General features: G+C 59.1%; 24 protein-coding genes. 16 read left to right on the forward strand and 8 right to left on the reverse strand.

All coding sequences use genetic code 11. The annotated features are described in order from the left end of the window. Window positions 1-250 precede the first annotated feature (250 nt). A complete protein-coding gene (locus tag QCE58_RS33150; protein ID WP_250521414.1) occupies window positions 251-550 on the reverse strand; it encodes an antibiotic biosynthesis monooxygenase family protein in 300 nt (99 codons plus the stop codon). 151 nt (window positions 551-701) lie between these two features. Further along, window positions 702-1,559 (reverse strand): sugar phosphate isomerase/epimerase, encoded by an 858-nt coding sequence (locus tag QCE58_RS33155; protein WP_250521415.1) that lies wholly within the window; start codon window positions 1,557-1,559, stop codon window positions 702-704. A gap of 361 nt (window positions 1,560-1,920) precedes the next feature. Here QCE58_RS33155 and QCE58_RS33160 point away from each other — a divergent pair, with 361 nt between their 5' ends. The 5 genes from QCE58_RS33160 (at window position 1,921) to QCE58_RS33180 (ending at window position 8,151) form a co-directional block, all read left to right on the forward strand. Continuing rightward, entirely contained in the window at window positions 1,921-2,886 is a 966-nt protein-coding gene (locus QCE58_RS33160; protein WP_250521416.1) for a sugar ABC transporter substrate-binding protein, read from the forward strand. A 91-nt stretch (window positions 2,887-2,977) separates the two neighbouring features. Then, entirely contained in the window at window positions 2,978-4,099 is a 1,122-nt protein-coding gene (locus QCE58_RS33165; protein ID WP_309781147.1) for a Gfo/Idh/MocA family oxidoreductase, read from the forward strand. Between the two features lie 470 nt (window positions 4,100-4,569). Further along, a complete protein-coding gene (locus QCE58_RS33170) occupies window positions 4,570-6,153 on the forward strand; it encodes a sugar ABC transporter ATP-binding protein (protein ID WP_250521418.1) in 1,584 nt (527 codons plus the stop codon). Continuing rightward, on the forward strand, window positions 6,146-7,156 hold the full coding sequence (locus QCE58_RS33175; RefSeq protein WP_250521419.1) for an ABC transporter permease: 1,011 nt from the start codon (window positions 6,146-6,148) through the stop codon (window positions 7,154-7,156). The genes QCE58_RS33170 and QCE58_RS33175 overlap by 8 nt, the downstream gene beginning before the upstream one ends. Window positions 7,157-7,170: 14 nt before the next feature. Next, window positions 7,171-8,151 (forward strand): ABC transporter permease, encoded by a 981-nt coding sequence (locus QCE58_RS33180; protein ID WP_250521420.1) that lies wholly within the window; start codon window positions 7,171-7,173, stop codon window positions 8,149-8,151. A 160-nt stretch (window positions 8,152-8,311) separates the two neighbouring features. Here QCE58_RS33180 and QCE58_RS33185 read toward each other — a convergent pair whose 3' ends face one another. Next, window positions 8,312-9,235 carry a LysR family transcriptional regulator gene (locus QCE58_RS33185; protein WP_250521421.1) on the reverse strand — a complete coding sequence of 308 codons (924 nt, stop codon included), beginning with the start codon at window positions 9,233-9,235 and terminating at the stop codon, window positions 8,312-8,314. A gap of 300 nt (window positions 9,236-9,535) precedes the next feature. On the opposite strand from QCE58_RS33185, the gene QCE58_RS33190 reads away from it, so the two are divergent. The 7 genes from QCE58_RS33190 to QCE58_RS33220 all read left to right on the forward strand — a co-directional run bounded on the left by QCE58_RS33190 (window position 9,536) and on the right by QCE58_RS33220 (window position 15,503). Further along, window positions 9,536-10,417: an intradiol ring-cleavage dioxygenase gene (locus QCE58_RS33190; protein ID WP_250521422.1), complete on the forward strand. Its 882-nt coding sequence runs from the start codon at window positions 9,536-9,538 to the stop codon at window positions 10,415-10,417. Further along, window positions 10,414-10,764 (forward strand): Dabb family protein, encoded by a 351-nt coding sequence (locus QCE58_RS33195; RefSeq protein ID WP_250521423.1) that lies wholly within the window; start codon window positions 10,414-10,416, stop codon window positions 10,762-10,764. The genes QCE58_RS33190 and QCE58_RS33195 overlap by 4 nt, the downstream gene beginning before the upstream one ends. Next, the gene (locus QCE58_RS33200) at window positions 10,751-11,827 is read left to right on the forward strand and encodes a maleylacetate reductase (protein ID WP_250521424.1); all 1,077 of its coding nucleotides are present in this window, start codon (window positions 10,751-10,753) and stop codon (window positions 11,825-11,827) included. Before QCE58_RS33195 ends, QCE58_RS33200 begins: the two co-directional genes overlap by 14 nt. A gap of 26 nt (window positions 11,828-11,853) precedes the next feature. Further along, the gene (locus QCE58_RS33205) at window positions 11,854-12,138 is read left to right on the forward strand and encodes a YciI family protein (RefSeq protein ID WP_250521425.1); all 285 of its coding nucleotides are present in this window, start codon (window positions 11,854-11,856) and stop codon (window positions 12,136-12,138) included. A 146-nt stretch (window positions 12,139-12,284) separates the two neighbouring features. Continuing rightward, complete coding sequence (locus QCE58_RS33210) at window positions 12,285-13,088, forward strand: SDR family NAD(P)-dependent oxidoreductase (RefSeq protein WP_250521426.1); 804 nt, start codon at window positions 12,285-12,287, stop codon at window positions 13,086-13,088. 415 nt (window positions 13,089-13,503) lie between these two features. Further along, window positions 13,504-14,496: an inositol 2-dehydrogenase gene (iolG, locus tag QCE58_RS33215; RefSeq protein WP_250521427.1), complete on the forward strand. Its 993-nt coding sequence runs from the start codon at window positions 13,504-13,506 to the stop codon at window positions 14,494-14,496. A 98-nt stretch (window positions 14,497-14,594) separates the two neighbouring features. Then, a complete protein-coding gene (locus tag QCE58_RS33220; protein WP_250521428.1) occupies window positions 14,595-15,503 on the forward strand; it encodes a LysR family transcriptional regulator in 909 nt (302 codons plus the stop codon). 126 nt (window positions 15,504-15,629) lie between these two features. On the opposite strand, the gene QCE58_RS33225 is transcribed toward QCE58_RS33220, so the two are convergent. The 5 genes from QCE58_RS33225 to QCE58_RS33245 form a co-directional block, all read right to left on the reverse strand. Further along, entirely contained in the window at window positions 15,630-17,192 is a 1,563-nt protein-coding gene (locus QCE58_RS33225) for a UxaA family hydrolase (RefSeq protein ID WP_250521429.1), read from the reverse strand. Between the two features lie 102 nt (window positions 17,193-17,294). Next, window positions 17,295-17,990 (reverse strand): hypothetical protein, encoded by a 696-nt coding sequence (locus tag QCE58_RS33230; protein WP_250521430.1) that lies wholly within the window; start codon window positions 17,988-17,990, stop codon window positions 17,295-17,297. Window positions 17,991-18,019: 29 nt separating this feature from the next. Then, on the reverse strand, window positions 18,020-18,913 hold the full coding sequence (locus tag QCE58_RS33235; protein WP_250521431.1) for a fumarylacetoacetate hydrolase family protein: 894 nt from the start codon (window positions 18,911-18,913) through the stop codon (window positions 18,020-18,022). 9 nt (window positions 18,914-18,922) lie between these two features. Then, the gene (locus QCE58_RS33240; RefSeq protein ID WP_250521432.1) at window positions 18,923-19,735 is read right to left on the reverse strand and encodes a 2-keto-4-pentenoate hydratase; all 813 of its coding nucleotides are present in this window, start codon (window positions 19,733-19,735) and stop codon (window positions 18,923-18,925) included. Next, window positions 19,732-20,541, reverse strand: a complete 810-nt coding sequence (locus QCE58_RS33245; protein WP_250521433.1) for an IclR family transcriptional regulator — start codon at window positions 20,539-20,541, stop codon at window positions 19,732-19,734. Before QCE58_RS33245 ends, QCE58_RS33240 begins: the two co-directional genes overlap by 4 nt. Window positions 20,542-20,626: 85 nt before the next feature. Between QCE58_RS33245 and QCE58_RS33250 the strand changes: the two genes are divergently transcribed. From QCE58_RS33250 to QCE58_RS33265, 4 genes are all read left to right on the forward strand, one after another. Further along, complete coding sequence (locus tag QCE58_RS33250; protein WP_250521434.1) at window positions 20,627-22,060, forward strand: MFS transporter; 1,434 nt, start codon at window positions 20,627-20,629, stop codon at window positions 22,058-22,060. Window positions 22,061-22,193: 133 nt separating this feature from the next. Continuing rightward, window positions 22,194-23,030, forward strand: coding sequence for a shikimate dehydrogenase (locus tag QCE58_RS33255; protein WP_033535733.1), 837 nt, complete (start codon window positions 22,194-22,196; stop codon window positions 23,028-23,030). A gap of 119 nt (window positions 23,031-23,149) precedes the next feature. Beyond that, window positions 23,150-24,190, forward strand: coding sequence for a Gfo/Idh/MocA family protein (locus QCE58_RS33260; RefSeq protein WP_250521435.1), 1,041 nt, complete (start codon window positions 23,150-23,152; stop codon window positions 24,188-24,190). Window positions 24,191-24,299: 109 nt separating this feature from the next. Next, window positions 24,300-25,535: a porin gene (locus tag QCE58_RS33265; protein WP_250521436.1), complete on the forward strand. Its 1,236-nt coding sequence runs from the start codon at window positions 24,300-24,302 to the stop codon at window positions 25,533-25,535. Window positions 25,536-25,818 lie beyond the last annotated feature (283 nt).

The following is a 25,818-nucleotide window of genomic DNA, read 5'->3' on the forward strand; positions in this document are numbered from 1 at the left end:
GAAAACGCTGGCTGCATCGGACTACTCCGCGGTTTCCTTCCTCGAGGTTTATCCAACGCCTGCCCGCACGCGTGGTCGTTCGATGACGCGCCCGTGGTTGAGGGCAGGCATCGAATAAACCTAAACGAGTAGGGTCCGTCGGCTGCGTTAGTCGCGTTGCGCGGATCCTTTGTCGAGGCTGACGCAAAGGGACGGAGGCGATGGAGGCACGCAGCTTCATCAAAACTTCGGAAGCGTGAAGGTACGTCGATCAGCCCTGGACAACGATTGGCGAAAGAAATCGAACCTCTTTGTCAGCGATGAGGTCTCCCGTCGCTTCGTCATAGACGGTTCTATATGGCTTTGGCGGCTGGTCCCGGAGCCACTCCTCTTGCGAGCCGTTCCATACTTCGAACAGAACCAGCTCGTCAGGTGCAGACGGGTCTTCGCTGAGCACGGCGCTGACGAAGGCCGATTCATTCGCCATCGTACTCATCAGTTCGGCGAGGTGCGGAACGAACTCGTCTTTGGTCGACGGAATCAGTTTGAAGCGAACATAGAGAGATACCATTTGAAGGTCCTCGTGTTGTCATGGCGCAAAGCATCCGAGTAGACTGTCTTAACAGCGGCGCTCGCACGTAAGCAACTGTCCGACGGCTTGATGCAGAGCGGCCGCAGGAGCGTGGCTGCGGCCGTTCTACATTCCGCCTGTTCGATGCTGACTAGTTGTCGAACTGGCTAATGGTCGCGTTGTACGCGCGCGCGGCCATTTCTTCCAGCGGGAGCTTGCGCTCGACTTCGGACAGGATTTCAACGCCCCACGGGCCTTCCCAACCGGTGGCTTGAATCGCTTTGATGAAGCCCTTGACGTCGAGGACGCCTTCGCCCGGAAGACGACGCTTGTGGCAGGTGTCCATCCAAAGAGGTTCGATGGCATAGCGGTCTGCGTCATCGAGCTCAATCCCCTTGATGAACTCGGGCTTGATTGTGGCGATTTCCTTGAAGTCGATGTTACCGCGGCTCAGGTGCCAAATGTCGAGCAGCAGTCCAGCATTGGCCTTGTTCGCACCTTCGACGATGGCCCTGCCCGTTTCAATCGTGCGGACGTTGCTGAACGGCATGATTTCCAGCATGACCTGCGTGCCGCGCTTCTCAGCGTCCTCAGCCAACTTGCCGAACTCTTCGACCATGAGCGGGACCTTCGCGGTGTCGTCGCCGATGCCGGGGCCAACCTTCACGATCCGCGCACGGAGTTCCTCGGCGGCCTTCAGGTAGTAATAGCGCTGGCTATCCGAGGTGCGGCGACGCTCACCCGTTTGATACCAGTCGACCAAGAACTCGAACTCGACGTGCTTCATTCCGTTGGCTTCGAGGATGCGGCGCATTTCCGGGAAGCCAATCTTGTCGGCGGTGGCGTAAATGTCCGAGTGAATCAGTCCAATGCCGTCCCAGCCCGCCTTCGCCGCAGCTTCGACTCGGTCTTTGAAGCTGAAGGGGCTGATTTCGGTCGGGCCGAACGGATAGACATCGCCCGAGAGCGTGAAGTAGGCGGCAACGAGTTCGACTTTAGATTTGGACATGTGAGACCTCTTTGAGAGTGACGACGGCGATGCGGCGCCGGTCGTGGGGAATCGATGCCCTGAACTATCACGTAGACGCCACAGCGGATAAACAGCCCTCAAATCGTCTTTCTGTAGAGAAAAAGTACACAATCGCGAACTTCTAGTGTTGTCGCCATCTTGGACGCCGCTGCGTCTGGCTCATCGCTCGATTCTTCGAGCCTCCTGCGGCAATCGCTCGGATGCCATTGCCATTTTCCCGGTGAGAGGAAATAACTTTTCGTTCTGTCGCATTTTTTTTTCCGGTACCAAGCCGTACTGTGCCTCCACCAAAACATGAAAACCCGGCCCCACCACCACTTGGGCCTATTGGAGACACAGCATGAACTTCCGCAAATCCCTCTTCTCTTGTTTCGCCCTCGCGGCCATCGCAGGCGCGTTTGGCACGAGTGCCCAAGCGGCCGACCAACCGCGTGTTGCGTTGCTCATGCCGACGCAGAGCGTTGAATATTGGGCGCTCTATGCGAAGGGCTTCGAGAAGGAAGCGGCCGCCCAGGGCCTCAAGCTCGACGTGAAGGTGAGCAACTACGACGCGAATGAACAGGCTACCGTGGTCGACCAGACGCTTGCGCAGAAGCTCGACGTCATCGTCCTCATCCCTGTTGACTCGAGCGCCATGGTCCCGTCGATTCGCAAGATTGACCAAGCCAAGATTCCGCTGGTCATTTCTAATTCGATGCCAGACCAGAAGTATTCCAAGTACTGGAAGGTCTTCACGGGCCCGAACGACATCAGCAATGGTGAAGTCGCCGCGAAGACCATGATTCAAGGCTTCAAAGAAAAGGGCTATGGCGACAAAGGCAAGGTCATCGTGATCAACGGACCGATGGGCACACCGCCGCAAGTTCAGCGCTATCAAGGCTTTGTGGACGGCCTCAAGAAGAATGCGCCTGGCATCGAAGTCGTCGGCTCGCAACCGGCCGACTGGGATGCCGTGAAGGCAGAAGCCGCAGCGTCGGCGCTCTTCACCCAATTCAAAGACGTGAAAGGCGTCTACACCGAGAACGACTCGCAACTTCGAGGCGTCGTGACCGCCGCGCAGCGCCTCGGCCTCGACCCGTCGAAGCTCGTCATCATCGGCCACGGCTGCGATTCCGGTGCAGTGGAAGCCATCGCTGCCGGAAAGGCCTACGCCACGGTCGAGCAGTCCCCGTTCGACGACGGCGCGTACGCTGCGCGGGCCGCCAAGGACCTCGCGGCGGGCAAATCGCCCCAAGCCATCCAGTATCTGCCGAACCCTGCTGCGACAAAGGCGACGCTCAACGTCTGCTATTCGCAGAAGAAGTGACAAGCGCGCGTACGGGTTGACCACCGCGCAAGCGGCGGGACGTTTTTCGCGACCCTTCGGGGTCGCTTTCGTTTTATGAATGGAGACAACGATGAGACGAGAGATTGGCGTAGCTGTGATTGGTATTGGCTTCATGGGTAAGGCGCACGCGCTGGCATACCGAGCCGTGCCAAACGCTTTTCCAAATTCGCTGAGACCGCGCATGGTGGCAGTGGCCGATGTGAGCGAGGCTGGTGCTCAACTCGCGGCTGAACACTTCGGGTTCGAGGGAGCCACTACCGACTGGCGCACGTTGCTGGACGACCCAGACGTTCACGTTGTCTCAATCACGACGCCGTGCAGCCTACACCGGGAAATGGCGCTCGCGGCCATCGCCGCCGGCAAGCACGTACATTGCGAAAAGCCGATTGCTCCGTCGGCCGCCGACGCCTTCGAGATGATGAACGCTGCTGAGGCTGCGAAGGTCGTTACGCAGGTTGGCTACAACTACATCAAAAACCCTGTGCTCAAGCTGGCGCGGGAGATGATTGCATCTGGCGACCTAGGTGAAATAACGAGTTTTCGAGGCGTTCACGCGGAAGATTACATGGCCGACTCGGAGATTCCATATGGATGGCGCGTCGACCCTCAGAACGGGGCTGGCGCGTTGGCCGAAATCGGAAATCATATTGTCGGAATGTCTCGATTCCTGCTCGGGTCCGTCACCCAGGTCAACGCGCAGCTTGAGACCGTCAACAAAACACGACCGGTGGCGCCTGGTTCGTCCGAGCGACGAGAAGTCAAAGTCGACGACATCGCCCGCCTGATGGTGACGTTTGAGCGAGGATGCTCAGGGTCCATCGAAGCCAATTGGGCGGCGACCGGCCGCAACATGCAGCTCGAGTTCGAAGTCTACGGAACGAAGGGCGCCCTGTGCTTTTCACAAGAGCGCTTCAATGAACTTCGGTATTTCAAGGCCGGGGGCGACCCTCGGACGTCGGGGTTTACCCGTATCGAAGCGGGCCCGGCTCATCCTCCGTACGAAAACTTCACTGTGGCCGGTGGGCACCAGCTCGGCTTCAATGATTTGAAGACCATCGAGATGGCCGAGTTCATCGCAGCAATCGAGCACGGCACGTTCACGTTCCCGAATTTCCGCGAGGCTTGGGAAATCCAGCGCATCGTCGACGCGGCGATTCGCTCGTCGGCGCAGGGGCAGCGAATCACTCTCTAAGTCAGCCACAGGCTCGGGTTCCGCGCGGTTGGTCGGGCAGCACGCCCCGACCTCCGCGCGTGTTTTTTGGGACACCCTACTCAGCACTGATATTCCCTCCCACCGGAAATATCATTTCGCTGCAGCGCATTTTTCTTTCCCAGGCGAACTAATAACCTGTGTCTCAACGATAACGAAGCCGCTGACGCGAGTTTCTGCTGGAGACGACATGCATTCCTGCGCACGCAGCGATTCCCTGCGAATTCCTCTCCTCAAAGACAACCGACAGCAGCGTTGCTGATGCCGCAGCGCCTCCGGGCTTGTTCTTAGCCTTGGGCAAAAAACTGCACAGCATCGACGCTGGACATCGTTATTCAAGATGAATGCCGTCACCCACACGCGGCCGGCTACGCGCAGGAGGTGGGCGACAGTGACAGGCATCAGCCCGTGACAGCGGATGACCGAAGAGTGTCCGCGTTTGGAGGAAGACAATGTTGCAAGACGCGAATTCCGGCGCCGAGCCGGCAGCTGCTCAGAGTCTGCTCTGCGCTCGCAATCTCACAAAACATTATGGTGGCGTCAAGGCACTGACAGGCGTCAGCCTCGAATTGGCACCTGGTGAGATTCATGCGCTGTGCGGAGAGAATGGGGCCGGTAAGAGCACGTTCATCAAGATTCTCGGTGGTCTCGTCCAGCCTGACGACGGTGAAATCACCGTCGATGGCCACAATCTGAAACTTGGGAGTCGCACCGACCCCCGACTTATTTCCATCGTTCACCAAGAGCTCGCGATTGTCCCGACGCTCTCGGTGCTCGACAACATTCTTCTCGGTGGCGCCGACCAGAGCGAAATCTACCGACGCAGTCAATATCGCGACTCGGTCCGCGAGCATCTCGACTCCGTCGGTCTGTCACACGTCAAGCTTGACGCCCCGGCGTCCCGACTCAGCCTCGCCGAATGTCAGCTCGTAGAAATCGCACGGGGCATGTCACGGCAGGCGAAGGTGCTTCTGCTCGATGAGCCGACTGCTACGTTGTCGGACGCGGAAATTGTTCGCGTCTTCGACGTCGCGCGAAAGCTGCGCGACCAAGGCACCGCAATGATATTTGTGAGCCACCGGCTCGATGAGGTCTTTGCGCTCACGGACCGGGTCACGGTTTTCCGCAACGGCCAGCACGTCCTGACGCAACGTACCGCCGAGATGACGACCGCTGAAGTGGTCAAGGCGATGATTGGGCGTGAACTTGTGCATAGCAAGGTCACGCCGCCCGAGAGCAGCGCTGGTGTCGCCCCTCGTCTGTCGGTGTCAAACCTGACAGTTGCAGACAAGGTCAAAGACCTGTCGGTCGATGTTGCGCCTGGAGAGATTCTCGCGGTGGTCGGCCAGCTTGGTTCTGGCGCCGAAGTTCTCGTGGAGGCACTCGCCGGGCTCCGCGGTGATATCTCCAACTCGGTCAAGGTCGATGGACAGCCCATCAAGCTCGACAGCATCCGCAGTTCCCTGAAGGCAGGCATCGCGTACGTTGCCGAGGACCGCGCTGATAAGGGCGTGTTTCTCGATGCGCCGATTGCCATCAACATCACGGCCTCTATCATGGCGAAGTTCAGCAAGGCCGGAATCATGCGACGTGCCGGTGAGCAAGAGGAGGCTCGACGTCTCGCGTCAATGTTCGCCATCGACCCGAAGCGCCTTCCGCATGAAGTGTCAACGCTCAGCGGTGGCAATCAGCAGAAGGTGTCGCTCGCGAAAGCCGTCGCGCTCGCGCCTCGTCTGTTGCTGCTGAACGAGCCCACTCGAGGCGTCGACATTGGCGCTCGCGCTGAAATCTACTCGACGCTTCGCAAGATGGCGGACGACGGCTTGGCGATTGTCTTCTACTCGACAGACCTCGAGGAAATTCTGGAACTCGCGGACACCGTTCTCACCGTCTTCCGTGGTCGGATGGTCCGCCATAAACCTCGATTCGAAATCGATGGTGACACGCTGCTCCACGACATCGTCGCGGGCGATAGCGACGCATCTCACGGACATGTCTCTTTCCGAAACCAACCTGCGGAGGTGGGTAATGCATAAGACCGCTATGGAGCCCACTGCACAAGTGTCGCCAACTGTGTTGCGACGGTGGGCATCTGCACTTTTTGGCACGACGAGCATTCATGCCGCGTCGATTCGAATTGCCACGCTCGTCCTCATCGTCGTCGCTGCGGCCATCGTGCCGCACTTCACTGAGTTCGGGAATTTGCAGTCGCTGATGTATTCGGTGGCAGCAGTCGGCATCGGCGCTATCGGTATGGCGCTCGTCACACTCAGCGGAAATCTGTTCATGCTGTCGATGGGTGCAACGGCGGCAGTCTCGACCGTCATGTTCGCCGCGCTCATCCATTTGGGTTTGGGTGCGACGTTGCTACTCGTGGTATTAAGCGGCTTGCTGATGGGCGCTGTGCAAGGCGGAGTCATTGCGCTCGGTAAAGCGAACCCCATCATCACGACGATTGCCACTTCGTCGATCATCATCGGTGCGGGCGTCATCTATACCGGCGGCCTGACGATAATTGGGAAGGGCGACGCCACGTGGCTTGGACAGGGTAAGCTGTTTGGCTGGCTGCCGACTCAAATCCTCGTGCTGGCCATCTTCGCGGCCATTGCAAGCTTCATTCTCCAGAAGTCGCGTATCGGACGGGAAATCCGGTTGCTCGGAATGCGGGCCGAGGTTGCACGTATTGCTGGACTTCGGACGATGGCGGCGACGCTTGTATGTTACGCGTTCGCTGGTGCAGCAGCGGCGCTGGCCGGCTCCCTGATTGCCTCGTCCTCGGCACAAGGCAATCTGACGTACGGCATCGACCTCGACTTCAACGCGATTGCGGCCGTGCTGGTTGGCGGCATTTCGATTCGTGGTGGTCGCGGGCAAATATCGGATGCAGTCACTGGCGCCATCTTCCTTGCCGTTATCAGCAACATCCTGCTGGTCAGCGGCGTGAGCTACGAGTACCAACTGGTCGCAAAAGGCATCGTGGTTCTTGCAGCAGTGGTGTTCGGCGCATTGCTCGCCCGGCTCGGCCCGGGACGGAAATAACAGGAGACTCGGAAATGGACCAATCTCAACGACTTCTTAATCTGGCGATTCGGCTCGTCCTGCTCGTCGGTATGCCGGTCATCTTCGGCCTCAGCGTCAATCACTACTTCTCGCAGGCCAACCTGTACGCGATATTCCAGGCGTTTGCGTTCCTTGGAATCATCGCGCTTGGCCTCTCAGTCACGATGGTTGCTGGCGAGTTCGACCTGAGCGTGGCAGCAATCTCGACAGTGGCTGGGCTCATCACCGTGAAATTCGGCGGCGATAGCGCTTTGCTCGGCATTCTGTACGCAGTTATCTTCGGGGTGGTGGTGGGTGTTGCCAACGCAGCCTTGCTGCCATGGCTTGGTGTCTCCTCGCTGGTTACAACTGTCGGTTCGATGATGTTCCTGACCGGCGTGGGGTACTGGCTCGCAGGCGGTCGTGTCTTGAGCTATGGCAATCTTGACGTCAGCGACTTTCTCGACCAAAACGTGGCGGGTATCTTTTCTCCGCGCAGCCTCATCACCATCGCCTGCTTTGTGGTGGTCTCGCTCTTCCTCCGCTTTACCACGCTCGGTCGCGACATCTACGCATCCGGCGGTCATCGAAAGGCGGCGATCCAGAGCGGTGCTCGGGTCGGTAAGGCACTGACCGTCGGCTTCGTGATCTCGGGTGGGTTGGCGGCTCTCGGCGGAGGCTTGCTCTCGCTGAGCCTCGCGACCGCCTCCGCGACGATGGGCAGCAACATCCTGCTCCAGGCAGCCTCGGCGGCCATTGTCGGTGGAGTTGCACTGGGTGGCGGCATCGGTTCCCCACTCGGTGTCGCGATGGGCGTACTGATTCTCACCATCCTGAACAACGGCCTCGGCTTGCTGAATGCGACGTCCACTCAGATTCTTCTTGTGAACGGACTGCTGCTCCTCATCGTGGTTTTACTCGACGGGCGTCTGGGTGCGGTTTTGGCGTCGCCGCTCGAGCGACTCGCTCGCAGGAAGGCAACAGCGTCCGTTTGACCTTCGCTCGCATCGTCGCATTCCGACACGCTCTAATAGAGCGCGTCGGAATTTTCATCACCTTGAGGCGGAGCAATATGGGCGCACTGACTGTTTCTTGAGGAAGGATTTCCCAAACGAGAATTTCGATAGCTGTCCAATATCGACAGCTTGGATGAGGCTAACTCGAAAAGGTCATCCAGCGCTCTTCAAGCTTGAGGCTCTTCACGCGCTCAATCAGAAACTCGGTGAAGACTCGAATTTTGGCAGGCTGATACCGTCGGCTTTGGTACGCCAAATTGATGGTCAGCCGCGGCAACTGCCAGTCCTCGAGCACGGGGATAAGGCGACCAGACACGATGTCATCGTGAATGATATAGAGCGGCTGAACGACGATGCCCAAACCGGCTCGGCCGGCAGCGACGATGACCTGACCCTCGTTGGAGTCAAGGGCGCTCCTAATCGAGACATTGCGCTCGTCTTCTCCGCGACGCAGGTGAAGCAGATAGGGGTCGACGGCGAGGTTGTAGACAAGCATGTTGTGCTGCTCAAGGTCCTCGGGCGTCTGAGGACGGCCGTGTGCCGCGAGATAGGCGGGTGACGCCGCCATCACTCGTCTCGTCTCGGCCAACCGTCGGATGGTGATGCACGAGTCTTCCTCATGTTCCTTTGTGCGAACGGCAATATCTATCCCTGCCTCGATGAAGTTCTGGTATTGATTCGCCGCGACAATTTGAACTGACAGATTGGGATAGCGCCGCACGAACTCAGGTAGAGCTGGAGCGATATGCATCATCGCGAAGGAGACGGAAGCCGTAACCCGGAGCACGCCTCGGGGACTGACTGCTTCCTCGGACGCAATGGTGTCGGCCTCGGCAAGCTCGGAGATCACCGCTGTACACCGGCGGTGGTACTCGCGGCCGGCATCGGTCAGCCACATGCGCCGCGTCGTGCGCTCGATGAGCCTCGCACCGAGACGCTCCTCGAGAGAGCTCAGCAAGCGACTCGCAGCAGAATTGGACATGTCGAGTTGTTCTGCGGCCTTCGACAAGCTGCTCAAGTCTGCGGTGAGCACAAAGAGTTGTAGTTCTGTCCAGCGGTCCATCGTCTCCCTCTTCGCGTTCTACTGGAAAAATCAGGAGCGATTTTTCCAATTCATTCGAGCCGAATATGCCGAAGGCGGGGCGATCGATAAACCGACTAGAAGTCCTCGATTTGTAGAGCAGATTTCTACAATTCGTTGAAAACCGTAAGTAGGCGGTGCGTAATACGCTGAATTGAAACGGTCGCGAGCCGATTTTCCCTTCCAGAGGAAATGTCATTTCGCCGAGGAGCATTTTATTTACCCGCCTGACGCTTTACCTTTTGTTCTCAGACGCCTGAGCGCACAACGGAGACACGCACGATGCGCAACATCAACGAAGACACCATCACACAAGCCGTCATTGCCTCATTCTCGAAGTGCGAGAACGCGAGACTGAGGACCGTGATGACAAGCCTGGTTCAACACCTCCACGCTTTTGCCCGCGACGTTCATCTCACGGAGGATGAGTGGTTTAAGGCCATCAAGTTTATGACGGAGGTCGGTCATATCGCAGACGACAAGCGACAGGAATTCATCCTCTTGTCCGACACGTTGGGACTCTCGATGCTCGTCATGTCCCAGAACAATCGCAAACCAGCGAACTGCACGGAAGCGACGGTCTTCGGGCCGTTCTTCGTCGAGGGCGCTCCGCTCTACAGGAACGGCGACGATATCTCGAACGGAGCAAAGGGCGCGCCTTGCTATGTCAGCGGTCAGGTCCGTGGCGCAAGTGGCGAAGCCATCGGAAACGCGCTGCTCGATGTCTGGCAATCGGACGAAGACGGCTTCTATGACGTGCAGAACCAGGACGAAGCGGGCAACGTGGTCCATAGCGCGCGAGGCCGATTGAGAACAGACGCTGGAGGATTCTTTAACTTCCGCTCGATTCTGGCTGAGGCGTATCCAATTCCTCATGACGGGCCCGTGGGCCGCATGCTATCGGCCGTCGGCCGCCATCCCTGGCGCCCGGCACATCTGCATTTCATGATTGAAGCGCCCGGCTACGAGACGCTCATCACTCACGTCTTTCGGGACGGTGACCAGTACCTCGATTCGGACGTGGTATTCGGAGTCCGCTCATCGCTCATCTCCGAATGGAAGCGACACGAGCCGGGCGTCGCGCCTGATGGCCGAGAAATCTCCGTGCCGTGGTACTCGCTTGAATACGACTTCGTGCTCAACCCGTCGGAGGTGCACGCATGATTCGGCATATCGTCATGTGGAGAGTCCGGGGCGATACGCCGGCCGAGCGCCTGGCTGCTTCGAACCGCGTGAAAACAAGCTTCGAGGGGTTGCGAGGTCGCATTCCCGGAATGAGTCACCTAGAAGTCGGGCTCGACCATAGCCGCGTCGATTACGCGTGCGACGCCGTTCTCGTGACCGAATTCGATTCGCAGGAAGCGTTGGAAGCGTACGCGTCGCATCCGGAACATCTGCGCGTGCGCAATGAGCTCGGAGACCTGCGCACCGCGCGATTCCAGGTTGATTACCAAGCGGACGCTGGTGCGAGCATCGAGCGTAAAGCGGAGTTTTCTCATGCAAAAGCGTGAATTCGTATATCAAGCGCGGGCCGGGCGAGTGGTGTTTGGTCCCGGTAGCCTGCAGCACCTCGAGCGAGAAGTGCTCGAGTTGAAGTCGGAACGCGCTCTGATTCTGTGCAGCCCGGAACAAAAGGAAACAGGCGAAGCCGTAGCGGCTCGCCTCGGTGCGCGGGCCGCGGGAGTATTCGACCGGGCGGTCATGCACGTGCCGCTCGAGTTGGCGAAGGAGGCTCGTGCGCTGGCTCGCGAGCTGGAAGCAGACTGTGCAATCGCTGTTGGTGGCGGCTCGACCATTGGCCTCGGTAAGGCAATCGCTTTGGAGTCGGACCTTCCAATTCTCGCGGTGCCAACCACGTATGCCGGCAGCGAGATGACACCCATCTATGGCATCACCGATGCGGGTTTGAAGAAGACCGGAACAGACCTGCGGGTTCTACCGAAGACGGTGATTTACGACGCCGACCTGACCATGTCGCTACCAGTCGCGCTGTCGGTCACCAGTGGAATCAACGCAATCGCACATGCCGCGGAAGCTTTGTATTCTCGCGATGCCAACCCCGTGACCAGCCTGATGGCAGAAGAAGGCATCGCCGCTCTTGCCCGCGCGCTGCCGGCAATCGTCGCCGACTCGCAAGACGTTGAAGCACGCGCCGACGCGCAATATGGTGCCTGGCTATGCGGAACCGTGTTGGGCAGCGTTGGCATGGCCCTTCATCACAAGTTGTGTCACACGCTTGGCGGCAGCTTCAATCTTCCTCACGCGCCGACGCACACCATCGTCCTGCCACACGCGCTCGCGTACAACCGACAAGCTGCGCCGGAAGCGATGAAACGCATTGCACGCGCGCTGGGTTCGGATGACGCCGCGACGGGTATCTACGAACTCGCCAAACGCTGCGGCGCACCGCTCGCGCTCAAAGACGTCGGCATGTCGGCTGAGGACGTATCGAAGGCCGCCGACATCGCTAGCTCAAACCCGTATTGGAATCCACGTCCGATTGAGCACGACGCGCTTCTCGAGCTTTTGCAGAATGCGTTTGACGGCGTCGCACCGAGTGCGGCATCGGCCTGACCCAAGAACCAAAGCAAGGAGACAACATGCATTTCACCGTCTATTGCATCGACCATCCGAACATGGTCGAGCGTCGCCTTGAAAATTACGACGCTCACAAGGCGTATCTGCAGACAGCGCCGGTGAAGACACTGATCTCCGGCCCGCTGACGAAGTCGGATGGGCAAACGATGATTGGCAGCTTCTTCCTTTACGAGGCCGATGGCATCGAAGAAATCCAGAAGTTCGTTGATATCGACCCGTTCAACAAGGCAGGAATTTGGGCCTCGGTCGACATCAGGCCGTTCATCAAGCGGGTAGACAACCGCTAAGACCATTGCTTCATTGCTTGTCAAAGTGCTCCTCGCTGTAAGCCAGGAGCGGGGAGCGTTCGTCCTCGAAGAAGGGCAAACCGGATAGCGACGCTCTCAAATTTTCTAGCGTTCCCACCGACACATAACATCAGGATGGAGACATCATGCAGACAGGCCTCGACGGGAAGATTGTGCTCATCACGGGTGCCGCGCAGGGCATCGGACGAGCTACAGCGCTCGGGTTTGCGCGCGAAGGCGCACGGCTTTGCCTCATCGACATCGACGGCAACGCGCTGAAAGAAGCCGAGTCCGAACTCAGAGCGCTTGGCACGAATGCGACGATTGCACGGGCGGACTTATCGACCGCAGAGGGGGTCAAAGGCGGTATCGATACGGCCCTGAAGTCCTACAACGGCCAGGTCGACGTGCTCGTCAACAATGTCGGCGCTGGGAAGGTCCGCACATTCGACGAGCTCTTGGATGAAGAATGGGATTTCACGATGAATCTCAACTTCATGAGCTACGTGCGGACGTGTCGTTACTTGCTGCCCGTGCTGCGAAACCGTGAAAAGGCGGTCATTATCAACAACGCGTCGGACCTTGCACGGCAGCCTGAGCCGGTACCGATTGACTATTCGGCGTCCAAGGCTGCGGTGCTTGCGCTGACAAAAGGTCTTGCCCGTGCCGAGGCGCCAAAGATTCGCGTGAACGCTGTCGCACCGGGACCGGTCTGGACGCCTTTCTGGACGAAGGAAGGTGGCTTCGCAGATACGATGGGCAAGTTCCACGGCATGGCGCCCAAGGACGCTGTCGAGCATGAACTGTCCTTGCGGCACTTGCCGCTCAACCGTCTGGGGCAGCCTGATGAAGTGGCCAACGTGATTGTGTTCATGGCCTCAGACCTCGCGTCGTTCGTCACTTCCGCGGTGTGGGGTGTCGACGGCGGCAGTATCCGCAGCCTTATTTGAACGGGCCGGATTTCGAACTGCTTTCTCGTACGAACTGCCCAGAGGACCAGCGCATGTCGGCTCATGACTGCTTCCTTGCTTCTAATGTGTCGTCCAAAGAGCGAGCGTTTCTCGTTGAAGCGCTGGAATTGTTGATGCGTGAGCGCTCCAACGCGTTGCGCATCGCGACAGCGGTGGCCGCGGCGCGCGGCGACCGGCTTCCCGATGTCCAGGACTTCGGCCTCGACGACATCCTACGTCTAAGCAGACAACTCGCTGACGGCGCCGGTTCTGACCCACACGAGAATTGGCTGGGAGCACCGGCACCGGTGAAGACACGGGCAAATACAAGTCGACGACGGACGTCCTAGGCTTCTTAAAGCAAGTTTGAACAGTCGGCGCACGTTGATGCGTCGACGAATAATTGGAGACTCAAATGCTACGAATTGCCGTTCTCGGTGCAGGCCGCATCGGAAAAATCCACGCAGCTAACGTTGCTGCCGACCGTCGAGCGAAGCTCGTCGCCGTTGCAGACCCGTACAAGGATGCAGTCAAGGCACTCGCGGCTGATCTCGGTTGCGATGCTTCGCTCGATTGCAAGTCCGTCGTTGACCGCGAGGACGTCGATGCCGTCATTGTGGGGACCCCCACCGACACCCATATCGACCTGACATTGCAGGCCGTCCGGCTGGGCAAGCCCGTGCTTTGCGAGAAGCCCATCGACCTCGATATCAACCGCGCACTGGCGGCTGTCGAGGAAATTGAGCGCCTCGATGGCCGGGTCATGCTCGCCTTCAACCGTCGATTTGACCCGGACGCAATGCGCCTGAAGCAGGCTATCGATGAAGGCGAAGTCGGTGATGTCCGTCAGGTCATCATCACCAGCCGCGACCCGGGTCTTGCTCCGCGCGAATATCTTCGCCACTCCGGCGGCATCTTCCGCGACATGACCATCCACGATTTCGATACGGCTCGCTGGATGCTCGGCGAGGACCCAGTCGAGGTGATGGCAATGGGCAATCGTCTAGTCGACCCGGGCCTTGAAGAGCTTCCGGATTACGACAGCGTGATGGTGTTGCTTCGGACCGCTTCTGGCAAGCAATGCCATATCAACGGTTCGCGTCAGGCTGTGTACGGCTTTGACCAACGTGTCGAGGTTTTCGGTTCGAAGGGGATGCTGTTGAACGAAAACCATCGGCCATCAAGCCTGCGCCGCTGGACGAGCGAAAGGACAGAGGCGCGTGATCCGCTCCTCAACTTCTTCCTCGAGCGACATGCAGACTCATACAGGGTCGAACTCGACAGTTTCTTGACGGCGCTCGAGCAGAACGCTCCAATGCCCGCAACGCCTAGGGACGGTATTCGGGCGCTGCGCATTGCGAACGCGGCCATCGAGGCGGCCAATTCGGGTTGCGCGGTCAAAATCTGACAGCAGAGGCGCCTCGTGCCTCCTCTTGGTCACTCAGGGTTGACAATGCCTGGCTTGTCGCCTTATATGAAGAATAAAACTCTTCAATAGGGCTGGCCATGGCGCAGGTCGACAGTTTCAGTGGGATTGTTATCTTCGTAACGGCGGCACGTTCGCGCAGTTTCACGGACGCCGCCGAGCAACTTGGGCTGACAAAATCCGCTGTTGGGAAAGCGATTGCGAAGCTCGAGGAACGCTTGGGCGCTCAGTTGTTCCATCGCACAACCCGGAGCATTTCCCTCACAGCCGACGGCGAGGCCTACTTCGCCGCGTGCGCCTCCGCGCTCGACGAAATTTCCACGGCTGAAACCGCGCTCGGACCGGAACTACATCGTCCGGTCGGTCGGTTACGCATCGACATGCCGGCAGCATTCGGGCGCCGCATACTCGTTCCAATCCTGCTCGACATCGCGCGGGAGAATCCCGACCTGCAGTTCACGATGACGTTTTCGGACCATCTCATCGATCCAGTTGAGGAAGGCGTCGACCTAATTGTCCGCTTCGGAGAGCTTCAAAGTTCCAGTGGCTTAGTTGCGCGTCGACTTACCAGTCAACGCATGGTGATCGCGGCTTCGCCTAACTATCTTGCGCGCCACGGCACACCGAAACACTTGGAAGATATCTCGAGCCATTCGTGTATCGTCGGATATCGGAGAGGACAACCGTTATCGTGGCGAGTACACGTCGGGGGTGAGGCAAGACGTGTCTCACCTCCCGGAACCCATCAAATAAGCGACGGCGACTCTATTGTCGAGGCCGCTCTTGCTGGTATGGGACTTTGTCAGATGCCTATGTCACTGCTCAGGACGCACCTGGAATCTGGAGCGTTGCGATCCGTGCTTGATGATATCTCGAGCGAACTCATCGATGTGCACGCGGTATGGCCAAAGGTCGCGCATCTGCGACCAAAAGTACGTCACGTCGTTGATACGCTCGTGGATTTCGCTGAGCGAGGGCGCTTAAACTGAACGCCTCGCAATGGGACTTTCTGAGGTCGGAAAACCGAGAAGCGATTCCCTGGTTTACGCACGGCCTGCGGCGAAGATTGCTACCTAATCAGCACGATCGGGCCGTAAAAGATAGCGACTGTTTGCTCACATGATTGCGCTGATCTGCCAAGGTACGAATTCGTTTTGTCCGTAACCGTGCAGCTCGCTACGAGAACGGGTGCCTGACGCAACATCGAGCAGCAATTCGAAGAGCACTCGGCCCAGTTGCTCGATCGTCGCTCGTCCTTCCAACACTTCTCCGCAGTTGAGGTCCATATCGTCGGACTGTCGTTGCCAAAGTGCAGTGTTGGTCGCAAGTTTGACGGACGGCGCGGGCGAGCAGCCGTAAGCTGAACCACGTCCCGTGGTGAAGCAGATCAGGTTCGCACCGCCTGCTACCTGGCCCGTTGCCGACACCGGGTCGTAGCCGGGCGTGTCCATAAAAACAAGGCCGCGCGCTTTGATCGGCTCGGCATACTCGTACACCTCGTTCAAATTAGTAGAACCGGCTTTCGCGATGCCGCCCAGCGACTTTTCGAGGACAGTCGTCAAGCCACCCGCCTTATTACCTGCAGACGGGTTGTTGTTGATTTGCGCCCCCTGCCGATGCGCATAGGCTTCCCACCACTGGATGCGATTAACCAGCTTCTGACCCACCTCCGGCGTCTCTGCGCGACGCGTCAGCAAGTGCTCTGCGCCATAAATCTCGGGCGTCTCCGAGAGAATCGCGGTGCCGCCGTGCCGCACCAGCAGATCGACGGCTGCGCCGAGCACCGGGTTGGCGGTAATGCCGGAATACCCGTCCGACCCTCCGCACTGAAGACCGACCGTGAGATGACTTGCGCTGACCGGCTCCCGCACCACGTTGTTTGCTTCGGGCAACATGCGCCGAACCAGGTCGATACCCTTCGCGATCGTCAGTGTGGTCCCGCCGCTGTCCTGGATTGTGAACGTTCGCAAGCGGTCGTGTTCCCGGAGTCCCTGCGTCTCAAGAAGACGCGGAATTTGATTCGTTTCACAACCCAGACCGATGACAAGCACGCTTGCGAAATTCGGATGACATGCATAGCCTCCGAGCGTGCGCTGCAAGATCGCTAGACCATCGCCTTCAGAGTCGATCGCGCAACCGGAACCGTGTGTTAGTGCCACGACGCCATCAACATTCGCGAACGCGGCCAATTCCTCGGGATGAATGTCGCGGCGAAAATGATCCGCAATGGCTCGCGCAACGGTGGCCGAGCAATTTACTGAGGTGAGGATCCCGATGTAGTTACGTGTGGCGACTCGGCCGTCTGCGCGGACAATGCCTTCGAATGTTGCGGGTTCATTCGACCGTACAGTGGGACGCGCGGCCTGACCAAATGCGTAGTCGCGCGCGAAGTCGCCCATCGCCAGATTGTGGGTGTGTACATGCTGCCCGGCGCGAATGGGCTGACTTGCAAAGCCAATCACCTGGCCGTAGCGGTGCACTGCCTCGCCTTGACCGATGTCACGTGTCGCCACTTTGTGACCGGGCGGAATCAGTCCCGACACCGTCACCGCTTCCTTGTCGATTATCGTCCCGGACACAAGCTGTTCGAGCGCGATAACAACATCGTCGGCAGGATTGAGCCTTATGACGCGAGCCGGCATCGACGCGATGGATGTGTCGGCAATCTTCAACGACATGGCACTACTCCTACGTTTTTCACGGGTAATGGCCGCTCGCGCTTGGACAGATGGGATTCGCGCGAAGGGCGGCGAAGCAGTGATCAGACGACGCTTAACCGCCTAGCCAGCGCTCCAAGGTGTTTTGCAGCGCGTGTACTCGAGTTGATAAAGCGTCGTGTCCGGCGTCGTTGCGCCGGGCTGGGACAATGCCGCCAGTCCCGAAACGAAGCGATCCACTGCTGAGCGGACATAGTCCGCCCGGCACCCCTCGACTAACACGATCCATGTCGGTACCTGAGTGCCTTCTGAGCGCGCCTTCTTCTCTGCCGTCTCCACCTTGCTTATCTCTTCGTCGGCAAGGCACAGGTGGACGCCCGTGATACCCTGCAGATCCCCGAGGGGCGGCAGCACGCGCTGACGCAAACCGTTCACGACCTCTGCCCGCGCATCGGATGGCACGTCGAAGCGCACAGTCATGAGATAGGCACCCTGCCCAACACCGTCCGAATAAGAGACGTGACAGATAGAGCGCGCGACGCTGCGGAAGGAGGCGACCACCTGCTTGGTCCACGGCGTCGGCGTATTGAGCCGAGAAAGGTAGTCTTGCGCGCCGAGTACCTCGACGGTGTCGGCCTCGTAAAGATTGAAGTACTCGGGACCTGCATCCAGTGCTACGAAGCGCCGACCACGCCTGAACCCCGGAATCCCGGTGCGTTCGGGCATATGCTCGCGATTATGCCACTCGTAAAATTCATCCTTCGCTTCCGGCAGCAGGTCATGCCAGATTGCAACAACGCCCGTTCCAGCAAGGCTCATATTTCCTCCGTATAACAAATCGATTGCTCTTAGCGTGCCGATGGATACTCGCCTCGGCCCCATGCCGCGCCGAGAGTGTCCACATACGGCACAACCTTCTGGGTCTGCGCACCGAGTCCACTGCCGCCGAGCGTCATCGTGTCGCCCGCCTTCAGGAAGACTGGCGGTTTCTGACCGAGACCTACGCCAGGAGGCGTGCCTGTAATAATCACGTCGCCAGCCATCAAAGGCATAAAGCGGCTGAGATACGCCACAATGGGCGCGACGTCGAAAATCATGGTGCGTGTATTGCCGGTCTGACGACGCTTACCGTTCACGTCCAGCCAAAGGTCGAGCACCTGCGGATCCGGGACTTCGTCGCGTGTCACCAGCCAAGGACCAAGCGGAGCAAACGAAAATCCGCTTTTACCTTTTGTCCACTGGCCTTCTCGTTCGAGCTGATACGCGCGTTCCGAAACATCATTCGCAAGGCAGTAACCCGCCACATGGTCCAGCGCGTCTGCTTCGTTGATCTGCCACGCGGGTTTGCCGATCACCACGCCGAGTTCGACCTCCCAATCCAGCTTTTGCGCGTCTGCGGGCAAGATGACCGGGTCGTTCGGGCCGCTGATGGAGCCCGTGTGCTTGTTGAACACCACAGGTTCGCGCGGTATCGGCGTGTCGGTTTCAGCGGCATGATCGGAGTAGTTCAGACCAATGCACACAAGGTTGCGGACGTTGCCGACGCAGGCACCGAGACGCGTGCCTGCTTCAACGATGGGTAGACGATCTAGATCGAGTTGGCTCAGCTTTGCGAGGGCGACCGGCGAGACTGTCGTTCCATCAATGTCGTCCACAATTCCGCTCAAATCGCGGATCGCGCCGCTCGAATCGATGATACCGGGGTTCTCTTGGCCGGGCTGGCCGAAACGGACGAGGCGCATCTAGTACTCCTACGAAGACAAAAAAGTAATTGGCAATGTGCCGAGGTCGCCGAAGCCAACGCGCAGGTCACAGCTTGTTGGCAGTTCCAGCACACCCGCGTAAGACCCGGTGATCACAGCTTGGCCTGCGTGCAGTCCGAGGCCTTGGACGCGAAGGAAATTGGCGAGCCAGACAATCGGCGCGAGCATGCCCCCATCGGGATGGCGTCCCGTGAACGTGACGGCTTCTTCCCCGACGCGAGTCAGACTGAGGTCGAATTCCACCGGGAGATCAGCCGGCGTGGAACCATCGAGTAATCTAACGCGGGGGCCGAGGACAAGGCCGGCGTTAAACAGGCCGTCTGCAAGTAATTCAGGGAAAGTCAGCTTTTCAGGATGCGCATAACGGCTGCCCAGCAATTCGAGCGCGAGGTGCGTTTCCCCAAGAGCATCGAGCACTTCGCCCTCGCCATAGGCTTCGCGCCGTGGTGGCAGGTCGCGGTTGAGTAAGCAGGCCAGTTCCGGTTCCGCCCTTACAGATACACCAGCAAACTCATTCATGCGACAGACTTCGCCTCTATGAATATCAGCGTCGTAGATCGGTGCAGCGATGACTTTGGCCGGCTGCGGAAGCGCGCATTTCCATGCGCCGATCTGCCGGCCTAGCTGATGGCTGACCTCTTGCTGGATTGCGAAACCGTCGTCTAGATTCGCAGGCAGCAGCTCGACAGGCAGCCGCTCGACGAGTGCGCCTTCTCGACGCGCTGTCACAAGGGTGCGTGCTGCCTGTTCACGCGGACTGGCGATAACCCGGGCGGCCTGTGTTGCGGCTCGCATGTTCATGCCGCCTCACTTGCGTTGGCACCAACGCTTTGACGTGGCCACACCGCACCTAGCTTCGAAGCCGCTTCTTTCAATAACGTGCAGAAGTCGTCGTAACGCTCGGGCTGAACTCGCATTACCGGCCCAGCAATGCTCATCGTGCCGACCACCGTGCCGTCGGTCAGCGACTGCACAGGCACCGCCAAGGCAGCAACGCCGGGTTCGGCCTCTTCGACAACAAGCCCATATCCGCGCTGTCTGGTGAGCTCCAACTCGGGGATCAACTGCTCAATGCTGCTGATCGCCTTCGGCCCCCATGCGCGGGCGGCTGCTTTTCCGAGTCCACCACGCAACGCACATTCGACCGCCTGGTCGTTTGACATCGACGCTAGCCACGCCTTTCCGTTCGCCGTTGCATGCAACGTAATAGCGCTATCCATGGACGGCGAATACATGAGACCCGGTGCCGCGCCTTGGGAGGACGCCAGCCACGCCAGTTTTCCCTCGTTGACGACCGTCAGGCGGACCAATTCGCGGCACCGAGTCGCGACCTCATCGAGGACTGGCTGCACCAGACCTGGTAGGCCAAGCCCATGTAAATACCGCTGACCGAGCAAGGAAAGCTTCAAGGTCAGCCGGTATTGGGAAGTGTGTTCGTCTTGTTCAGCCCAGCCCTGCTCACACAACTGCGCGAGGACCCGATGGGCGGGACCTTTTTCCAGCTCGAGTTCAGCGGCGATATCGGACATACGCATCCAGCGCGCCTCACGTGCGAGCAACTCAATCGCTTGCAGCGACCGGTCGACTGCTCCCTTGACAACTCTCATAATTTGCGTAACATCCTTCCTATTGGAACGGTGTTACAACAATAGACGAGCGGCACCGAAAAGTCAATTACCCATGGAGACAGGCATGAACCCAAAAGCCTCGGCGACGCCCCACGGCAAGCGCCAGTCGAAGATCGCAGCAGCCAGCGGCTGGATCGGCTCGGCGCTCGAGTACTACGATTTTTTCATCTACGCGACTGCCGCGACGTTGGTTTTCCCGCAACTCTTCTTTCCCTCACATAATCCAACCGTCGGCATCGTCGCTTCACTGGCGACCTTTGGTGTCGGCTATGTCGCCCGACCGATAGGGGCCATGGTGCTGGGGCACCTCGGCGACCGCCACGGCCGAAAGACGGTACTGATCTTCTGCATGCTCCTAATGGGCATCGCAACAATGTGTGTGGGCCTCTTGCCCACCTACCAGCAGATCGGCATCTGGGCGCCAGTGCTGCTCGTCATCCTGCGGCTCATTCAGGGATTCGCGGTTGCGGGTGAGATGTCTGGCGCCAGTTCCATGATTCTCGAACATGCGCCGTTCGGACGGCGTGGGTACTTTGCAAGCTTTACCCTTCAGGGGGTGCAGGCAGGGCAACTCCTCGCGGCAGGCATCTTCTTGCCGCTCGCGCACTTCATGCCGAAGGATCAGTTTGCTTCCTGGGGCTGGCGCATTCCGTTCCTGCTGAGCGTCGTCGTGATCATCGCGGGTTACATCATTCGGCGCCAGGTCGATGAGACCCCGGCTTTTTCTGAAGAACAGGCACACGGAGAAGTTCCTTCCTCTCCGGTCATCGAGGTCTTGCGCGAGAGTTGGGGCGATGTCTTGCGTGTGGTCGGCATGGCGCTTGCCGCGGTCACCGCGCTTCTGGCGACTGTGTTCGGCGCGACCTATGCAGTCCAGCCGGCGTACGGCATAGGCTTTCCTGCCGCCGTTTTTCTGTGGGTGCCAGTCCTCGGTAACCTCTGTTCCGTCATACTGATCCCGATCGTCGGCAACTTATCAGACAAGATCGGACGCAGGCCCCCTGTTATCGTTGGCGTAGTAAGCTCTGGGATCTTCGCTTTCGGCTACCTGTACGCCATCAGCATCCACAGTATCTGGCTCTCACTGGTCTTTTCGATGCTCATGTGGGGCGTCGCTTACCAAGGCTTCAACGGCGTATTCCCGAGTCTCTTCCCCGAGCTGTTCCGCACGCGCGTGCGTGTCACCGGCATGGCGATTGGACAAAACGTAGGGACGACTTTGTGTGCCTTGCTGCCGTCGCTTTTCGTCGCAGTCGCGCCCCCGGGGACCACGGACATCCCGTTGAAGATCGGCATTCTCACCTTCGGTATTTGTCTGGTTGCCGCTTTTGCCGCGTTCACCACTCGGGAAACGTACCGTATTCGCCTTGACGATCTCGGCGACCGCAACGCGCTTCCTGTTCCCAAGGCCGAATATGAGCGCTTGCGCAGTGAAGCTATGGGAGCGACGAGCAAGGATGCCGCTGAACCGGAATTCGCAAACAAAGTGCGTTCTTAAGCCGCGGCCGGCCGCCTGCTCGACGTAATCGCCGCGTGGGCGCGACACGGATAAGTCGTCGAATGCAAACGACCTCCGCACCGGATGCCGCTTCGATGTGCATGAATTGACCTTCGTTCTACATTAAGCTTCAATGCAACCTCATATTTCGGGCACAACGCGACTCTATGGTTTGGTAGGCGACCCGCTGAGCGCGGCGAAGTCGCCACGATTATTGAACCGACTGTTTATCGAACAAAGCGCCGACGCGGTGTGCGTTCCTTTCTGTGTGAAGGCAGATGACTTGTCGGCGTTCGTCACGGGCGCAAGAGCGATGGGCAATCTGTCCGGCTTGCTGGTCACAATGCCTCATAAGCAACGGATGCTCGCATTTGTCGACGAACTGGATTCGACTGCTCGCCAGGTCGGCGCGCTCAACGTTATCCGCTGTGAAGCGGATGGACGCTGGGTCGGCGCGATCTCCGATGGTGTCGGCTGCGTACTTGGAATGCAGTGGGAAGGCAACCATCCGGCGAATAAGTCAGCGCTTCTCGTGGGCGCAGGAGGCGCAGGTCGAGCGATCGCATTTGCCGTCGCCTCTGCAGGCGCTAGCAAGCTGACCATCTCCGATGTCGACGAGCACCGCGCCGAGGAAGTTGCGGCGGCCGTTGCCTCGGAAACGGGTTGTACTGTGCGTTCAGGACCACCCGATCCTCATGGTTTCCAGGTCGTGATCAATGCCACGCCGCTCGGCATGAAAGCAAACGACGCGATGCCAGTTGATCCCGAGCGGCTCGCACCCGGCGCCATCGTCGTAGACATCATTAACGCGGCCGAGCCGACGCCGCTTCTCCGAGCCGCGAAGGCTCGTGGATGTCGCGTTCAGGACGGGGGTCCAATGCATCAAGGACAGGCTTTGTACGCGCTGCGCTTTCTCGGATTCGACTATCGCCCCGATGGCCGCCCAACAGGGGACGAGAGCCTGAAATGAGCAGCGAGGCAAAAAGCGCAGGGGCGTCATGCCGGATTACGCAACATGCCCCAAGCCACCAGTTGTTACGCACCAGTCCGGATCGAAAAATTCGTGGGTAATTACGAGGGAGAGTATGTATGAAAGTTGCGTTGCTGGAGGCCAGCCATTGGCATGTGCCGCTGTATCTTGATGCGCTCGACGCGCCCGGGATTGAGGTGGTTGCGCTGTCCGACGCGGAGCAAGTGAAGGGCGAGGCGATTGCGGCACGATTCGGAAGCAAGTTGTACTCGTCGGCCCACCAGTTGCTCGAGCGTGAGGAGGTCGATTTCGCGTTTGTGTTCGGGCGGCATTCGGAAATGCCGGCGCTCGCCGAGGCCGTAATCGCGCGGAACATTCCGTTCGCGTTAGAGAAGCCGTGTGGCGTCAACATGTCCCAAGTCACCCGGCTTCGCATACTGACCGAGGAAGCGAATCTTTATTGCGCGGTGCCGCTAATCTTCCGGATGAGCGAGTTGCTCGGCTCACTTGAAGAAGCGCAGGGGCGCATACCATCGGACTTCAACTACATGTCGTTTCGTTTCATTGCTGGACCGCCCAGTCGATACGAAGCTGCAGGCTCTGGTTGGGCAGTCGATCCCGTCTATTCCGGCGGAGGATCAACCATTAACCTGGCAACACACTTCATCGACTTGTTCAGATTGCTCACAGGCAAGGAGGTTGCCCGTGTCTCCGCCGTCATGAACGCAAGGACGCATCGAGGTGCCGCAGAAGACTATTCGCTGGTGACCATGCAAACCGAAGACGGCGTGATCGGCTTGGTGGAGACGGGTTACAGCTTTCCCAGTACCGCCGACGAGCAGCGCGAATTCTCTTTCACTGTCGCTTCGGACCGCATGTACGCGAAGTCCGGTCCCGACCGAATTGAGATCCGCGACAGAAATAATCTTGCCGCCGGCACGCGCAGCCGGCGCCTTCAGCTCGAGACTGACGTCTATTACCCCTTGTTTGTCAAGCGTGTGCTCGCCGAAAGTCAGACTGGCGCAAAACCGGTCGCATCGTTGCGAGATGCAGAGTTGATGATGCAAGTCATGGATGCGGCCTACGCCTCGGCTCAACAGGGCGGAGTGCTTCTTAATCTCGAGCCGATTCCTAGTCTCAGCCCCGTCGAGAAAAAATAAGCAAGACAGCCGACCGCCGTGCGCTGAAGGATCGTTGGCATTCGGCGCGGCGTGGGTCGCGCTCGCACGCTAGCCGACGCAATTGGCCCATCAACATGGAGGAGAACTAATGAGTTGGTTTATCCTGGACAAGGCTGCCATCGTCGCAGCAATGACATTGGCAGCCGCTGCGCCGGCGTTCGCTCAAAGCAGCGTAACGCTCTACGGTATCGTCGACGATTCGATCGTCTATCAAAGCAGCCAGACCTCGCTCGGTTCGACGAGCGGCGGCCGTTCGAACATCAAGACGGCATCGGGCATCTGGGCGGGCAGCCGCTTCGGCCTGAAGGGCGCTGAAGATCTGGGTGGCGGCACCAAGGCCATCTTCCAGTTGGAGTCGGGCTTCAACATCAATAACGGCGCGCAGCAATATACGAACGCGATGTTCGGCCGTCAAGCCTGGGTCGGCCTGACGAATCAGACGTTCGGTACGCTGACCTTGGGTCGTCAGTACATGTCTTACTACACACTGATGGCGCCGTACAGCCCGACGAACTGGCTGACCGGCTACTTCGGGGCGCACCCGGGCGATCTGGACGCATTGGACACGATCTATCGCGCGAACAACTCGATCGTCTATACGTCGCCGAAGCTCTACGGCGTGACGGTCAGCGGCTCATACTCGCTCGCAGGCGTGCCGGACAGTGTGTATCGCGGCTCGACGTGGTCGGCGGCGATCCAGTATCAGCAAGGCCCAGTCGGCGGTACCGTCGCGTTCTCGCGCATCAACAACTCGACCGTCGGCGGCGGCGTCTACGGTGCGGATTCGACGATGAACACGGCTGGCCAGTCGGGCGTGTCGGCGGTGACGAACGGCTATCAGGGCGCACAGGCACAGAACCGCTTCGCGGTCGGCCTGGGCTACGTGTTCAACGGCGCGTGGGACGTCTCGGCGACGTACACGAACGTTCAGTACATACCGGGCGTGCTGTCAAAGTTCACCGACGAGCAAGTCTTCAATACTGCTGGCACGGTGCTGCACTGGAAGGCCACGCCCGCATGGGACTTCGCTGCCGGCTACAGCTACACGTGGGCGAGCAAGGCGAACGGTATCGATGACGCAGCGTCATACCACCAGTTCAACCTGTCCCAGTATTACGCGCTGTCCAAGCGTACCGGCTTCTACGCACTGGAAGCATTCCAGCGCGCCAACGGCCGCACACTCGGTACGCCGACGTTCACGGCAGCCGGAGCGGTCAACCGTGAGATCGACGCAACGGCGACGATTGGCGATGGCTTTCAGTCGGCACCGTCTTCCTCCCGCAGCATGTTCGCTGCAGGCGTGGGAATAGTGCACCGCTTTTAAAGACCGCGAAACCTGTTTTCCTATAGCGACGGTTTGCGGCCAGGCCACCGATAGGCGGTCTGCCGTGCGACCATCCTCCGGCGCAGCAGGGACGCAGGGACTTGAGCCAACAACCGAAGCTGTCGCTTTGATACGGCATAGGGCCGCGCATTCGCTCATGACGACAGGCAGATATCCTGTACCGAACGACCGCTGCGTATGGAGGAATGGACGCCGGTAAGGACCGCTCAGCCTCGGATCGGCTGTCTCAAAGTGGCCCGGACTGATACCTTGCTGTCCTGCC

It is taken from the genome of Caballeronia sp. LZ028 (assembly GCF_031451415.1).
Classification (GTDB): domain Bacteria; phylum Pseudomonadota; class Gammaproteobacteria; order Burkholderiales; family Burkholderiaceae; genus Caballeronia; species Caballeronia zhejiangensis.